Origin of the sequence: Streptomyces sp. SP17BM10 (genome assembly GCF_036322405.1) — a bacterium.
Taxonomy (GTDB): domain Bacteria; phylum Actinomycetota; class Actinomycetes; order Streptomycetales; family Streptomycetaceae; genus Kitasatospora.
This window is the reverse complement of the sequence record NZ_JAQYXB010000669.1, coordinates 352,416-365,324: the sequence shown is the minus strand read 5'-3', so window position 1 is coordinate 365,324 and position 12,909 is coordinate 352,416. Positions and strand designations below refer to the sequence as shown.

General features: G+C 72.7%; 12 protein-coding genes and 1 rRNA gene. 9 read left to right on the top strand and 4 right to left on the bottom strand.

From position 1 onward, the window contains the following. The 5 genes from rrf to PUR71_RS34735 all read left to right on the top strand — a co-directional run. A 5S ribosomal RNA gene (gene rrf / locus PUR71_RS34755) occupies positions 1-84 on the top strand; the annotation flags it as partial. A 253-nt stretch (positions 85-337) separates the two neighbouring features. Further along, positions 338-2,929: a sensor histidine kinase KdpD gene (locus PUR71_RS34750; RefSeq protein ID WP_329931200.1), complete on the top strand. Its 2,592-nt coding sequence runs from the start codon at positions 338-340 to the stop codon at positions 2,927-2,929. A gap of 93 nt (positions 2,930-3,022) precedes the next feature. After that, positions 3,023-3,703, top strand: a complete 681-nt coding sequence (locus PUR71_RS34745) for a response regulator (RefSeq protein ID WP_033351413.1) — start codon at positions 3,023-3,025, stop codon at positions 3,701-3,703. A 100-nt stretch (positions 3,704-3,803) separates the two neighbouring features. Continuing rightward, positions 3,804-4,211, top strand: coding sequence for an OB-fold nucleic acid binding domain-containing protein (locus PUR71_RS34740; RefSeq protein WP_329931199.1), 408 nt, complete (start codon positions 3,804-3,806; stop codon positions 4,209-4,211). Between the two features lie 2 nt (positions 4,212-4,213). Then, the gene (locus PUR71_RS34735) at positions 4,214-4,966 is read left to right on the top strand and encodes a DUF3159 domain-containing protein (RefSeq protein WP_329931198.1); all 753 of its coding nucleotides are present in this window, start codon (positions 4,214-4,216) and stop codon (positions 4,964-4,966) included. A 69-nt stretch (positions 4,967-5,035) separates the two neighbouring features. On the opposite strand, the gene PUR71_RS34730 is transcribed toward PUR71_RS34735, so the two are convergent. Further along, positions 5,036-5,707, bottom strand: a complete 672-nt coding sequence (locus PUR71_RS34730; RefSeq protein ID WP_329931197.1) for a potassium channel family protein — start codon at positions 5,705-5,707, stop codon at positions 5,036-5,038. Then, on the bottom strand, positions 5,707-6,375 hold the full coding sequence (locus PUR71_RS34725; RefSeq protein ID WP_329931196.1) for a potassium channel family protein: 669 nt from the start codon (positions 6,373-6,375) through the stop codon (positions 5,707-5,709). Before PUR71_RS34725 ends, PUR71_RS34730 begins: the two co-directional genes overlap by 1 nt. A gap of 235 nt (positions 6,376-6,610) precedes the next feature. Between PUR71_RS34725 and PUR71_RS34720 the strand changes: the two genes are divergently transcribed. Further along, positions 6,611-8,686 carry an APC family permease gene (locus tag PUR71_RS34720; RefSeq protein ID WP_443077677.1) on the top strand — a complete coding sequence of 692 codons (2,076 nt, stop codon included), beginning with the start codon at positions 6,611-6,613 and terminating at the stop codon, positions 8,684-8,686. 407 nt (positions 8,687-9,093) lie between these two features. Further along, the gene (locus PUR71_RS34715; protein WP_329931222.1) at positions 9,094-10,452 is read left to right on the top strand and encodes a class I SAM-dependent RNA methyltransferase; all 1,359 of its coding nucleotides are present in this window, start codon (positions 9,094-9,096) and stop codon (positions 10,450-10,452) included. A gap of 236 nt (positions 10,453-10,688) precedes the next feature. Here the strand turns inward: PUR71_RS34715 and PUR71_RS34710 are convergent, their stop codons facing one another. Continuing rightward, positions 10,689-10,886, bottom strand: coding sequence for a hypothetical protein (locus PUR71_RS34710; protein ID WP_329931194.1), 198 nt, complete (start codon positions 10,884-10,886; stop codon positions 10,689-10,691). A gap of 231 nt (positions 10,887-11,117) precedes the next feature. Between PUR71_RS34710 and PUR71_RS34705 the strand changes: the two genes are divergently transcribed. Further along, positions 11,118-11,354 carry a toxin-antitoxin system HicB family antitoxin gene (locus tag PUR71_RS34705; RefSeq protein WP_329931193.1) on the top strand — a complete coding sequence of 79 codons (237 nt, stop codon included), beginning with the start codon at positions 11,118-11,120 and terminating at the stop codon, positions 11,352-11,354. After that, on the top strand, positions 11,351-11,779 hold the full coding sequence (locus PUR71_RS34700) for a fic family toxin-antitoxin system, toxin component (protein WP_329931192.1): 429 nt from the start codon (positions 11,351-11,353) through the stop codon (positions 11,777-11,779). The genes PUR71_RS34705 and PUR71_RS34700 overlap by 4 nt, the downstream gene beginning before the upstream one ends. A gap of 33 nt (positions 11,780-11,812) precedes the next feature. On the opposite strand, the gene PUR71_RS34695 is transcribed toward PUR71_RS34700, so the two are convergent. Continuing rightward, positions 11,813-12,712 (bottom strand): GNAT family N-acetyltransferase, encoded by a 900-nt coding sequence (locus PUR71_RS34695; RefSeq protein ID WP_329931191.1) that lies wholly within the window; start codon positions 12,710-12,712, stop codon positions 11,813-11,815. Between the last annotated feature and the right edge of the window lie 197 nt (positions 12,713-12,909).

Genomic DNA, 12,909 nt, shown 5'->3' with positions numbered 1-12,909 from the left:
TACATTCCGAACCCGGAAGCTAAGCCTCACAGCGCCGATGGTACTGCAGGGGGGACCCTGTGGGAGAGTAGGACGCCGCCGAACAATCATTCACGAGAAGCCCCTGATCCCTTCGGATCAGGGGCTTCTCGCATTCCCGGACCATACGTGCGCCCCTCCCCGCCGGTTGGCGGGTACAAGCCGAGTGCCGGCCTGTGGCACCGTCAATATGCCGCTAAAACGGCATGCTCAGTGCACGGATCAGCGGAAAATCGTCTCCCACGCCGTAGTCTCGAAGGGGAGGGGAACAGGTGTCCGGGGGTGGCTCCCGGACCGAGCCGGATCAAGAATGGTGCTCATGGGACGTGGCAGGCTGCGCATCTACCTCGGGGCCGCCCCCGGGGTCGGCAAGACGTACGCCATGCTGGCGGAGGCGCACCGGCGGAAGGAGCGCGGCACGGACGTCGTCGTGGCGTTCGTGGAGGACCACGGCCGGCGGAACACGGCCGACCTCGTCGCCGGGCTCGAGGTCGTGCTGCGCCAGCAGGTCGTGCACCGCGGCGCCAGGTTCTCCGAGATGGACCTGGACGCGGTCCTCGCCCGCCGTCCGCAGGTGGCGCTGGTCGACGAGCTGGCGCACACCAACATCCCGGGCTGCCGCAACGCCAAGCGCTGGCAGGACGTCGAGGAGCTGCTGGCGGCCGGGATCGACGTGATCTCCACGGTCAACATCCAGCACCTGGAGTCGCTCGGCGACACCGTCGAGGGCATCACCGGAGTGCGCCAGCGCGAGACGGTGCCGGACGAGGTGGTGCGGCGGGCCGACCAGATCGAGCTGGTCGACATGTCCCCGCAGGCCCTGCGCCGCCGGCTGGCCCACGGGAACGTGTACGTGCCGGAGAAGATCGATGCCGCCCTCGGCAACTACTTCCGTCCGGGCAACCTGACGGCGCTGCGCGAGCTGGCGCTGCTGTGGACCGCGGACCGGGTGGACGAGTACCTCCAGAAGTACCGGGCCGAGCAGGGCATCGAGGGCATCTGGCAGGCCCGGGAGCGGATCGTCGTGGGCCTGACCGGCGGGCCGGAGGGGGCGACGCTGATCCGTCGCGCGGCCCGGATCGCGGCCCGGACGTCGGGGGGCGAGCTGATGGCCGTCCACATCTCCCGTTCGGACGGGCTGGCGGGCACCGATCAGTCCCCGCAGGCGCTGATCGAGCAGCGTTCGCTGGTCGAGAGCCTGGGCGGCACGTTCCACGCCGTCCTGGGCGACGACCCGGCCGTGGCGCTGCTGGACTTCGCCCGGGGCGTGAACGCCACCCAGATCGTGCTGGGCACGAGCCGCCGTCCCGCCTGGCAGTACATCTACGGACCCGGGGTGGGCACCACGGTGACCCGGGAGGCCGGGGACATCGACGTCCACATGGTCACCCACGAGCACGCCGGGAGCGGGCGGGGGAGGATCCCGATCCGTCGGATCACCGACCTGGGCCGCACCCGCACCGTGGCCGGCTGGCTGATCGGCCTGGTCGGCCCGCCGCTGCTGGCGCTCGCGCTGACCGCGATCGGCGGCCTCGGCCTGTCCACCGACATGCTGCTGTTCCTGTCCCTGACGGTCCTGGCCGCGCTGGTCGGCGGGCTGCTGCCGGCGATCGGGTCGGCGCTGGTCGGCTCGTCGGTGCTGAACTACTACTTCACGCCGCCGATCCACACGTTCACCATCAGCCAGCCGCAGAACATCATGGCGGTGGCCATATTCACCGTCGTCGGCATCGCGGTCGCCTCCGTGGTGGACCTGGCGGCCCGCCGCACCCTCCAGGCGGCCCGCAGTCAGACCGAGGCCCAGACGCTCAGCGCGCTGGCCGGCACGGTCCTGCGCGGCGCGCCCAACGGGGACGGCGTGCTGACCGCCCTGATGGAGCAGGTGCGGGAGACGTTCGGGCAGGAGAGCGCCGCGCTGCTGGAGCGCCCGGACCCGCTCGGCGCCTGGGCGCCGGTCGCCGCCGCCGGGCCGCACCCGCCGCAACGCCCGGAGGAGGCCGACGTGGACGTCCCCGTGGGTGAGAGCCTGGCGCTCGTGCTGCGCGGCCGGGTGCTGCCCGCGGCGGACCGCCGGCTGCTCGGGGCGTTCGCCGCGCAGGCCGCCGTGGTGCTGGAGCGCCGCCGGCTGGCCCGCGAGGCCGCCGCTGCCCGCCGGGAGGCGGAGGGCAACCGGATCCGCACCGCGCTGCTCGCCGCCGTCTCGCACGACCTGCGCACGCCGCTGGCCGGCATCAAGGCCTCCGTCACGTCGCTGCGCTCAGCGGACGTCGAGTGGGCGCCGGAGGACGAGGCGGAGCTGCTGGCCGGGATCGAGGCCGGGGCGGACCGGCTGGACCACCTGATCAACAACCTGCTCGACATGAGCCGGCTGCAGACCGGCACCGTCACCCCGCTGATCCAGGAGACCGACCTGGACGAGGTCGTGCCGTTCGCGCTCGGCGGCGTCCCGCTGGAGTCCGTCCGGCTGGACGTCCCGGAGACGCTGCCGATGATCCGGGCCGACGGCGGGCTGCTGGAACGCTCCCTGGCCAACCTGATCGAGAACGCCGTCAAGTACAGCCCGGAGGGCGTGAAGGTGCTGGTCAAGGCCGACGCGCTGCACCCGCCGGGGGGCCCCGGCCGGGTCGAGCTGCGGATAGTGGACCGCGGCCCCGGCGTGCCCGAGGATGCCAAGGAGCGGATCTTCGCGCCGTTCCAGCGGTACGGGGACGCGCCGCGCGGCGCCGGGGTGGGGCTGGGGCTCGCCGTGGCGCGCGGGTTCGTGGAGGCCATGAACGGCACCGTCACGGCCGAGGACACGCCGGGTGGCGGCCTCACCATGGTCGTCACCCTGCCCGCCGTCGAGCGGCCCCCGGAACCGGGCGGGCCGACCGGCGACGACCACGACCCGCTGTCGCGGCTCGTCAACTGAAACCCGGCCCCGGGCTCCCCGCCCGGCCGTGCGCACCACAGCAACTCCCGCAGCCCGCAAGCCCGACACAGCCCCGAAAGGCGGAGCCCGTATATGACCCGGGTCCTCGTCGTGGACGACGAACCGCAGATCGTCCGCGCGCTGGTGATCAACCTCAAGGCCCGCAAGTACGAGGTCGACGCGGCCCATGACGGCGCCAGCGCCCTGGAACTGGCCGCCGCCCGCCACCCCGACGTCGTCGTCCTCGACCTCGGCCTGCCCGACATGGACGGCGTCGAGGTGATCCGCGGACTGCGCGGCTGGACCCGGGTGCCGATCATCGTGCTGTCGGCCCGGCACGCCTCCGACGAGAAGGTCGAGGCGCTGGACGCCGGCGCCGACGACTACGTCACCAAGCCGTTCGGCATGGACGAGCTGCTCGCCCGGATGCGCGCCGCCGTGCGCCGGGCCGAGCCGGTGGCCGGCGAGGACGACTCGCTCGTCGTCACCGAGAGCTTCACCGTCGACCTCGCCGCCAAGAAGGTGAACCGCGACGGCACCGACGTCCGGCTCACCCCGACCGAGTGGCACCTGCTGGAGGTGCTGGTGCGCAACGCCGGCCGCCTGGTCAGCCAGACCCAGCTGCTCCAGGAGGTCTGGGGCCCGGCCTACCGCACCGAGACCAACTACCTGCGCGTCTACCTCGCCCAGCTGCGCCGCAAGCTGGAGCGCGACCCCTCGCACCCGCGCCACTTCATCACCGAACCGGGCATGGGCTACCGCTTCGAGAGCTGACGGCCCGCCCGGTCCCCGGGCCCCGGGGCGCTCGCCCCGGGGGCCGTGCGGCGATCGTCCGGCCTGCCGCCGGGGGCCCGGAAACCGGTACCCTTCCCGCATGAGTGGTGACAACAGCAGCGACCAGCCGCAGGGCCGCTTCCGCCGCATGCTCAGCCGGCTGACCTCGTCGGCCGAGGAGCTGCGCGCCGAGGAGCTGCGCCAGGAGAGCGCGGCCGAGTCGGGCTGCACGCCGATCGCCGGCTGCGCCGACCGCGACCTGGTCACCGTGGCGGGCACGCTGCGCACGGTGACGCTCCGCCCGCGGGCCGGGGTGCCGGCCCTGGAGGCCGAGCTCTTCGACGGCACCGAGGCGCTGGACATGGTCTGGCTCGGCCGCCGCTCGATCGCGGGCATAGAACCGGGCCGCCGGCTCGTCGCCAGCGGCCGGATCAGCCACGCACGCGGGCGCCGCGTGCTGTTCAACCCCCGCTACGAACTGCGTCCGGTCGGACACGGGAGCGAATGAGCGTGAGCAACCACCCCGGTAACGACGCCGCCCGGCTCGACCTGGCCGCCCCCCAGCACGCGCCGAACGGCGGTGACCCCGGGCTGGACGAGGCCGCCCGCAAGGCCGCCGCGTCGAAGGAGGCCGCGGACACCGTCCTGCAGGCCTTCGGCGGCGTGCGCGGCATGGTCGACATGACGCTGCCCGGCCTGGTCTTCATCGTCACCTACAACATCACCCACCAGGTCAGCGCCGCCGCGTGGGCCGCGCTCGCGCTGAGCGCCCTGTTCGTGGTGGTCCGGCTGGCCAAGCGGGAGACCGTCCAGCACGCCTTCAGCGGGGTGTTCGGCGTCGCCATCGGCGCCTGGATCTCGATGAAGAGCGGCCGGGCCGAGGACTTCTACCTGCCCGGCCTGCTGTGGAACGTCGGCTACTGCATCGGGCTCGCGGTCTCCGCGCTGGTGCGCTGGCCGCTGATCGGCCTGATGCTCGGCCCGATCACCGGCGAGATGTTCACCTGGCGCAAGGAGAACCCGGGCCGGCTGCGCGCCTACACCAAGGCGACCTGGGCCTGGGTCGTGATCATGGGCATCAAGCCGCTGATCCTCTTCCCGCTGTACTTCACCCACAACGTCAACCTGCTCGGCTGGCTGAAGGTCGCGCTCGGCATCCCGCCGCTGCTGCTGGCGATGTACGTGACCTGGCAGATCCTGTTGAAGGCGCCGCCGCCGATCAAGGCGCCGCTGGACGACGACGAGGAGGAGCCGGCGAAGTAGGGCCGGCGACCGACGCACGGAGGGCCCGCACCCGGGAAGGGGTGCGGGCCCTCTCGCGTACGTGGCGTGTTACTGGGCGCCGGAGGTGGCCGAGAGGAGGTCCTCCAGCTCCTCCTCGCGCTCCTGCGCCGCGACGAAGAGCAGCTCGTCGCCGCCCTCCAGGGTGTCGTCCTTGCCCGGCACGAGAACCCGGCCCTCGCGGATGATCGTCACGAGCGCGGTGTCCTGCGGCCAGGCGACATCGCCCACCCGGGTCCCGACCAGCTCGGTGTCGGCCGCCAGCGTCAGTTCGACCAGGTTGGCGTTGCCCTGGCTGAAGCGCATCAGGCGGACCAGGTCGCCGACGCTGACCGCCTCCTCGACCAGCGCGGACATCAGGCGCGGGGTGGAGACGGCGACGTCCACGCCCCAGGACTCGTTGAAGAGCCACTCGTTCTTCGGGTTGTTCACCCGGGCGACCACCCGCGGCACCGCGTACTCGGTCTTGGCGAGCAGCGAGACGACCAGGTTGACCTTGTCGTCGCCGGTCGCGGCGATCACGACGTGGCAGCGCTGCAGGGCCGCCTCGTCCAGCGAGGTGATCTCGCAGGCGTCGGCCAGCAGCCACTCCGCCAGCGGCACCCGCTCCACCGAGATGGAGTTCGGGTTCTTGTCTATGAGCAGGACCTCGTGCCCGTTCTCCAGGAGCTCGCCCGCGATCGAGCGGCCCACGGCACCGGCCCCGGCAATGGCGACCCGCATCAGTGACCCTCCTCCTTCGGTCCCTGCGCGAACGCGGCCTCGACGGCCGTCAGGTCGGCCCGGCGCAGCATCACGTGCACCAGGTCGCCCTCCTGCAGCAGCGTCTGCGGCGTGGGCAGCAGGCCCTCGCCGAGTCGGGTGACGAACGCCACCCGCGAGCCGGAGGACTCCTCCAGCTCGGCCAGGCGGCGGCCGACCCAGCGCGGGTCGTACGCGACCTCGGCCAGCTGCACGCTGCCGCTCGGGTCCTGCCACAGCGGCTCGGCGCCGCTCGGCAGCAGCCGGCGCAGCATCTGGTCGGCGGTCCAGCGGACCGTCGCCACGGTCGGGATGCCCAGGCGCTGGTAGACCTCGGCGCGCCGGGGGTCGTAGATCCGGGCGGCGACGTTCTCCACGCCGAAGGTCTCCCGGGCGACCCGCGCCGCGATGATGTTGGAGTTGTCACCGCTGGAGACGGCGGCGAAGGCGCCGGCCTCCTCGATGCCCGCCTCGCGCAGGGTGTCCTGGTCGAAGCCGACCCCGGTCACCCGGCGGCCGTTGAACCCGGCGCCCAGGCGGCGGAACGCCGTCGGGTCCTGATCGACCACCGCGACGGAGTGGCCCTGTTTCTCCAGGGCTCTGGCGAGGGCCGAGCCCACGCGGCCGCAGCCCATGATGACGATGTGCACCGGCGCTACCTCACCCGTCCCGTAGGGGTCTTGACCTGCGCAAACACCGTTCATCTCCCTCTCCCGCCCCCGCGCCGGGGGCGAGCGTCCTGTTCGGTACCGGCGCGACAACCTGAGTGTTGCCCGTCGGCTCGTATCCGACACGCTAGCCGGTCCACCGAACACAGTCGCGACGAAGGGTGGGGAGTTCGGCGCAAGCCCTGTCGGCAAACCCCTACGATTCCTTAACGTGCCTATGCCGACTGACCTTCCGAAACGCCTGCTGATCGGGCGCGCCCTGCGGAGCGACAAGCTGGGCGAGACGCTGCTGCCGAAGCGCATCGCGCTCCCCGTGTTCGCCTCGGACGCGCTCTCCTCGGTGGCCTACGCCCCTGAGGAGATCCTGCTCACCCTGTCGGTCGCGGGCGCGTCCGCCATCCACTTCTCCTGGCAGATCGGCGTCGTCGTCGCGATCGTCATGCTCGCCGTCGTCGCCTCCTACCGGCAGAACGTCCACGCCTACCCGAGCGGTGGCGGCGACTACGAGGTGGCGACCGTCAACCACGGCCCGGCCGCCGGCCTGGTCGTCGCGAGCGCGCTGATGGTCGACTACGTCCTGACCGTCGCCGTCTCCACGACCTCCGGCGTCGCCAACGTCGTCTCCGCCGTACCCGCGCTGCGCGGCCACGAGCTGACCCTGTCGGTCATCGTGATCGTGCTGTTGATGGGCATGAACCTGCGCGGCGTCCGGGAGTCCGGCACCGCCTTCGCCGTGCCCACCTACGCCTTCATGATCGGCGTCATCGGCATGGTCTGCTACGGGTTCTTCCGGCACTTCGCGCTCGGCCAGGACCTGCCCGCCGAAAGCTCCGGCTTCCAGCTCGCCGCCACCCCCGGCAACGGGTCGCTCGCCGGGTTCGCGATGGTGTTCCTGCTGCTCAAGTCGTTCTCCTCCGGCTGCGCCGCGCTCACCGGCGTCGAGGCCATCTCCAACGGCGTGCCGGCCTTCCGCAAGCCGAAGAGCAAGAACGCGGCCACCACGCTCCTGATGATGGCCAGTGTCGCCGTGGTGATGTTCATGGGCATCATCTGGCTGGCCCGGCTCACCGGCGTCCAGATGGCCGAGAACCCGGCCGAGCAGCTCGTCGGCGCCGCCCCCGACTACCACCAGAAGACCGCGCTGGCCCAGATCAGCGAGGCCGTCTTCTCGAACTTCACCCCGGGCTTCTACTTCGTCGCCGCCGTCACCGGCCTGATCCTGGTGCTCGCCGCCAACACCGCCTTCAACGGCTTCCCGGTGCTCGGCTCGATCCTCGCCCAGGACCGCTACCTGCCCCGCCAGCTGCACACCCGCGGCGACCGGCTCGCCTTCTCCAACGGCATCATCCTGCTGGCGATCGCCGCGATCCTCTTCGTCATCGCCTTCGACGCCGACCCCAACCGGCTGATCCAGCTCTACATCGTCGGCGTCTTCGTGTCCTTCAACATGAGCCAGTCCGGCATGATCCGGCACTGGACCAGGCTGCTGCGCACCGAGACCGACCCGGCCGCGCGCCGCCACATGCAGCGCAGCCGGGCCATCAACACCTTCGGCCTGGTGATGACCATGGCCGTACTGATCGTCGTCCTGGTCACCAAGATCGGCCACGCCTGGATCGCGATCGCCGCGATGGTCGTGCTGTTCGTGATGATGAAGGGCATCCGGCGCCACTACGACCGCGTCTCCGAGGAGCTCACCGCCGCCGAGGAGCCCGACGACGTCGTGCTGCCGACCCGGGTGCACGCCATCGTGCTGGTGTCGAAGCTGCACAAGCCCGCGCTGCGCGCGCTCGCGTACGCGCGGCTGGCGCGCCCCCACACGCTGGAGGCCATCACCGTGAACGTCGACCCGGCGGACACCGAGGCGCTGCGCCGGGAGTGGGACGAGCGCGAGATCGAGGTGCCGCTGAAGGTGCTGGACTCGCCGTTCCGCGAGATCACCGGGCCGATCCTCGACTACGTGAAGAGCCTGCGCCGCAGCAGCCCGCGCGAGGTCGTGGCGGTCTACATCCCCGAGTACGTCGTCGGCCGCTGGTACGAGCACCTGCTGCACAACCAGAGCGCGCTGCGGCTCAAGGGACGGCTGCTGTTCAAGCCCGGCGTGATGGTCACCTCGGTGCCGTGGCAGCTGGAGTCCTCCGAGCGGCGCCGGCCGCAGAAGGCCTGGTCGGCGCCGGGGGCCGTCCGCCGTGGCGAGCCGCGGGCGCCGAAGGCCGTAGAGTCGAAGGATTCCGATCGGACCGGCGCGATCGCCGGTGCGACCTCCGACCGCAGCAAGGACTCCTCCCAGTGACCCGCAACAATCCGCCCCGCTCCTCGGGCAACTCCGGGGGCAAGCCCGGCCGCTCCGGCGCAAACTCCGGCAAGGGCGCCCGCCGGGGCGGCACCCAGCCCGGGCAGGTCGCCCGGCCGCGCTGGGGTCGGCCCACCCGCCCTGAGGCCACCGACCGCGACGGCCTGACCGCGCGGACGGCGCCGCTCGCTCCGGGCGAGCGGGCGGAGCCGGCGGCGGACGCAGGGGCGGGGGCCGCTGCTGCGCGCAAGGGCGCCGCCGGTGCCGCGGGTGCCCAGTCCGGTAAGGGTGCTGCGTCCGGTAAGGGTGCTGCGTCCAATAAGGATGCTGCGGGCGCCCAGGGCAAGGGGGGCTCGGCAGGCAAGGGCGGTGCGCCGCGCAAGCAGGCTGTGCGCCCGCCGAAGGCGCTGCGCACCCAGCAGCCGCGCTCGCAGCGGCCGGAGACGCCGTCGGGCGACCCGCTGGTCGGGGAGCGCTACGAGGTCGAGATCGGCCCGGTCGCGCACGGCGGCGGGCACTGCGTGGCCCGGCACGAGGGCCGGGTGCTGTTCGTCCGGCACGCGCTGCCCGGCGAGAAGGTGGTCGCGCAGGTCACCGAGGGCACCACGACGTCGCGGTTCCTGCGGGCCGACGCGGTCGAGATCCTGGAGCCCGCCAAGGAGCGGATCGCCCCGCCGTGCCCGTTCGCCGGGCCCGGCAAGTGCGGCGGCTGCGACTGGCAGCAAGTGACCCCGGGCGGGCAGCGCAAGCTGAAGGCGGCGGTGCTGACCGAGCAGCTGGCGAAGCTGGCCGGGCTCACTCCCGAGGAGGCGGGCTGGGACGGCAGCGTCGAGCCGGTCGGCGGCAAGCTCCCGGCCGGGCAGGTGCCGGCCTGGCGCACCCGGGTGCAGTACGCGGTGGACGCGGACAGCGACAAGGTCGGCCTGCGCAAGCACCGCTCGCACGAGATCCAGCCGGTCGACCACTGCCTGATCGCGGCGGAGGGCGTCACCGAGCTCGGCGTCGAGGCCCGCGACTGGCCGGGCGTCGCCTCGGTCGAGGTCTTCGCCGCGGCCGGCTCCTCGGACCGCCAGATCGTGCTCACCCCGAGGCCCGGTGCGCAGTTGCCGCTGGTCGAGCTGGACAAGCCGGTGTCGATCGCGCGCATCGACGACCAGGGCGACCCGCACCGCGTGCACGGGCGCTCCTTCGTGCGCGAGCGGGCCGCCGGGCGCACCTGGCGGGTCAGCAACGGCGGCTTCTGGCAGATCCACCCGGAGGCGCCGGACACCCTCGTGGACGCCGTCCTGGACGGCCTGGATCCGCAGTGGGGCGAGAACGCGCTCGACCTGTACTGCGGCGTGGGCCTGTTCGCGGGCGCGCTGGCCGACCGGGTCGGCGAGGACGGCGCGGTGCTCGGCATCGAGTCGGCCAAGCAGGCCGTGGTGGACGCCCGGCACAACCTGGCCGCGCTGGAGAACGTCCGGATCGAATGCGACCGCGTCGAGACGTTGCTGCCGCGCACCGGCATCACCGCCACCGACCTGATCGTCCTGGACCCGCCGCGCTCGGGCGCCGGGCGCGAGACCGTAGCGCACCTGGCGGGCCTGGAGGCGCGCCGGATCGCGTACGTCGCGTGCGACCCGGCGGCGCTCGCCCGGGACCTCGGCTTCTTCCGCGAGGGCGGCTACCGGCCGGTCTCGCTGCGGGCCTTCGACCTGTTCCCGATGACGCACCACTTCGAGTGCGTGGCGATCCTGGAGCCGGTCGGCGGCTCGGCCGGCTGACGCGTCGGCGCGCACGTGTCGAGGAGGCGGTACCCGGGGTGTTCCGGGTACCGCCTCCTCGGTGTTTCCGGCCGTTCGCGCCGGGCCGCCGGTCGCTCGGGCCGCTCGTTGTTCCGGGCCGCCGGTCGCTCGGGCCGCTCGTTGTTCCGGGCCGCCGGTCGCTCGGGCCGCTCGTTGTTCCGGGCCGCCGGTCGTTCGGGGCCGCTGGTCGTTCCGGGCTGTTGGTCGGGGGGTCGTCAGGGCTCGTTGTGCTCTTCCTCGGCGGTGCTGTGCGGAAGGTCGATCCCGTGCTGGGCGGCGAGCCGGAGCAGCTCGGCGATCCGGCCCTCGTACGCCTGGACGCCGTCGGCGTCCCCTTCGGTCCGGGCCGTCGCGAGGTCGCGGCGGGCCCGGGCGAGCTGCTCGCGCAGCTCCTGGTCGAACATGGCTGTCATTGCCGGCCTCCACACCGGTCGGTGCCGCTTCACGGAACGCTCAGGAGTGTTCAGAGTCTCGGAAGGTGCAGGACTCTTCAAGTCTCGTCCGTCGTGGCGGGGGTGGTTCGGCGGACGGTGGGTATGAGTCCGGGGCGCCTCCGGGGTTGTGCGGGGGCGTGCGGTGGGTGCGTGTGGGGGGCGGGATCCGCGCCCTTGTTGTGCTAGCACTTCAGCGCTAGCTTGAGGCCTATGGGTAAAAAGCAGCTGAACGTCAGGGTGGACGCCGCCACCGCGGAGATGGCCCGGGAGCGGGCGGAGCAGCAGGGGATCAGCATGAACCAGTACATCGAGCGCCTGGTCCAGCAGGACATGGGCGAGTCCGGGCGGGCCTTCGTCGACGCCGCCGCGAAGTTCATGAAGGAGTACGAGACGGCCTTCCTGGCGGAGTCCGCGGAGCCGGGTGACCTCCAGGGCGTGCGCCGTTGAAACTTGAGGTCGACCTCTCGTGGCTGCTCATGACCGCCGAGCAGTACACACCCGGTGACCCGCAGGTCACCGACTACGGATCGCTGCTCGCGGCGGTCTCCCGGCACCAGGCCGAGATCTTCGACATCTCCGTCTACCCCGAACCACAGGACCGCGCCGCCGCCCTGATGCACCAGCTGATCCGGGTGCCGGCCCTGGAGAAGACCAACGAGCTGTACGCCACCGCCGTCGCCTACGCCTACCTCGTCGCGAGCGGCTGCACGGTGGCGACCACCGCCCGCGAGGTGCGCAGCCTCGCCCGGGCCATCCGGGAGGGACGGCTCGGCGTGTCGGGCGTCGCCGAGCGGCTGTCCGCGTGGGTCGTGGACGAGGCGGAGGGGGAGGGCGTCAGCGGGGCGGACGACGAGGACGGGGACGACGACTGACGGCCGCCGCCCCCGCTCTTCGGGCGCGCGTCGTCAGTCGGCCGTTCCGGCGGGCGCCCCCGGTTCGGCGATCAGGGCCGTCGCGAACGGGCGGAAGCCGGCCCGGCGGTAGATCCGGGCGACGTCCTCGTCCGCGGCGGACAGGAACACCGTCCGCACGCCGTTCGCCCGGGCGTGGGCGACCAGTGCCGCCGTCACTGCCAGCCCGAGACCGCGCCGGCGCGCCGACGGCAGCGTGCCGACCCCGACGACCTCCGTCACCGGGCCCACCGGGTTGTGCTGGCCCGCGCACAGCGGCGTGCCGTCCTCCAGGGCCGCGGCCAGCACGGTGGTGCCCGCGGTGATCCGCTCGGCGACCCGCCATGCGGTGCCGTCGGCCGCCAACTCCTTCTCCGCCACGGCCAGTTCGGCGGCACCGAGGGTGCCGATGCCGGTGCCCGGATCGGCGAACGCCAGACGGGGGACGGCCAGTGCGGCCGCCAACTCCGGTGCGTCCGCGGCCAGGACGCGCACCTCCACCCGCTCCGCCGGGGCGGGCACGGCGCCCGGCTCGTCCTCCGGGCCCAGCACCAGCAGCGGGTGCTCGTGCACCGTCAGCCCGGCCTCCTCGACCGCGGCCCGCAGCTCCGGGTCATGCTCGGAGATCCACTCGAAGGCCTCCGGCGCGCCCAACTCCCTTTGGCGGGCCAGCACCCGGAGGACGTCGCCAGCCGTCGCGGCGGGCCCTTCGTGGCCCAGCGTCGGGCGGGCGTAGTACGGCCAGCCGGCGCCGTCGCGGACGAACAAGGTCAGCGGGCCGAAGTCCTCGGTGCGCGCCGCGCTGCGTGGCGCCGCGTCGTAGTAGCGCTCGATCTCGTCGAGGAGTAGCGGGTCCGTGGTGGGGGCGATGGGGGCGGCGGAGGCATCAGCGGGCGCATGATCGGCAGAAGTCACGGCGGCATCCAAGCAGGACCCGCGGACCGCCCGCCACCGGTTTGACCGCTCCGCCGCCGGACGGTCGTCCGGACACGCACCGGCCGTCCCGCGATTGTTGCCGAACGCTTACAGCCGCGGCGATCTTGATCGGGCACCCCGTGGCATGCTGATGCCTTCACAGCTCTGCCGAGGGGGACGGCGGAAAACTCCGGACT

Bases quoted from the DNA above. Each gene is read 5' to 3' on its own strand.
- PUR71_RS34730 (WP_329931197.1), bottom strand. From the start codon at position 5,707: ATGCGGGTCGCCATTGCCGGGGCCGGTGCCGTGGGCCGCTCGATCGCG.
- PUR71_RS34740 (WP_329931199.1), top strand. From the start codon at position 3,804: ATGAGTGGTGACAACAGCAGCGACCAGCCGCAGGGCCGCTTCCGCCGC.
- PUR71_RS34720 (WP_443077677.1), top strand. From the start codon at position 6,611: ATGCCGACTGACCTTCCGAAACGCCTGCTGATCGGGCGCGCCCTGCGG.
- PUR71_RS34745 (WP_033351413.1), top strand. From the start codon at position 3,023: ATGACCCGGGTCCTCGTCGTGGACGACGAACCGCAGATCGTCCGCGCG.
- PUR71_RS34750 (WP_329931200.1), top strand. From the start codon at position 338: ATGGGACGTGGCAGGCTGCGCATCTACCTCGGGGCCGCCCCCGGGGTC.
- PUR71_RS34710 (WP_329931194.1), bottom strand. From the start codon at position 10,886: ATGACAGCCATGTTCGACCAGGAGCTGCGCGAGCAGCTCGCCCGGGCC.
- PUR71_RS34705 (WP_329931193.1), top strand. From the start codon at position 11,118: ATGGGTAAAAAGCAGCTGAACGTCAGGGTGGACGCCGCCACCGCGGAG.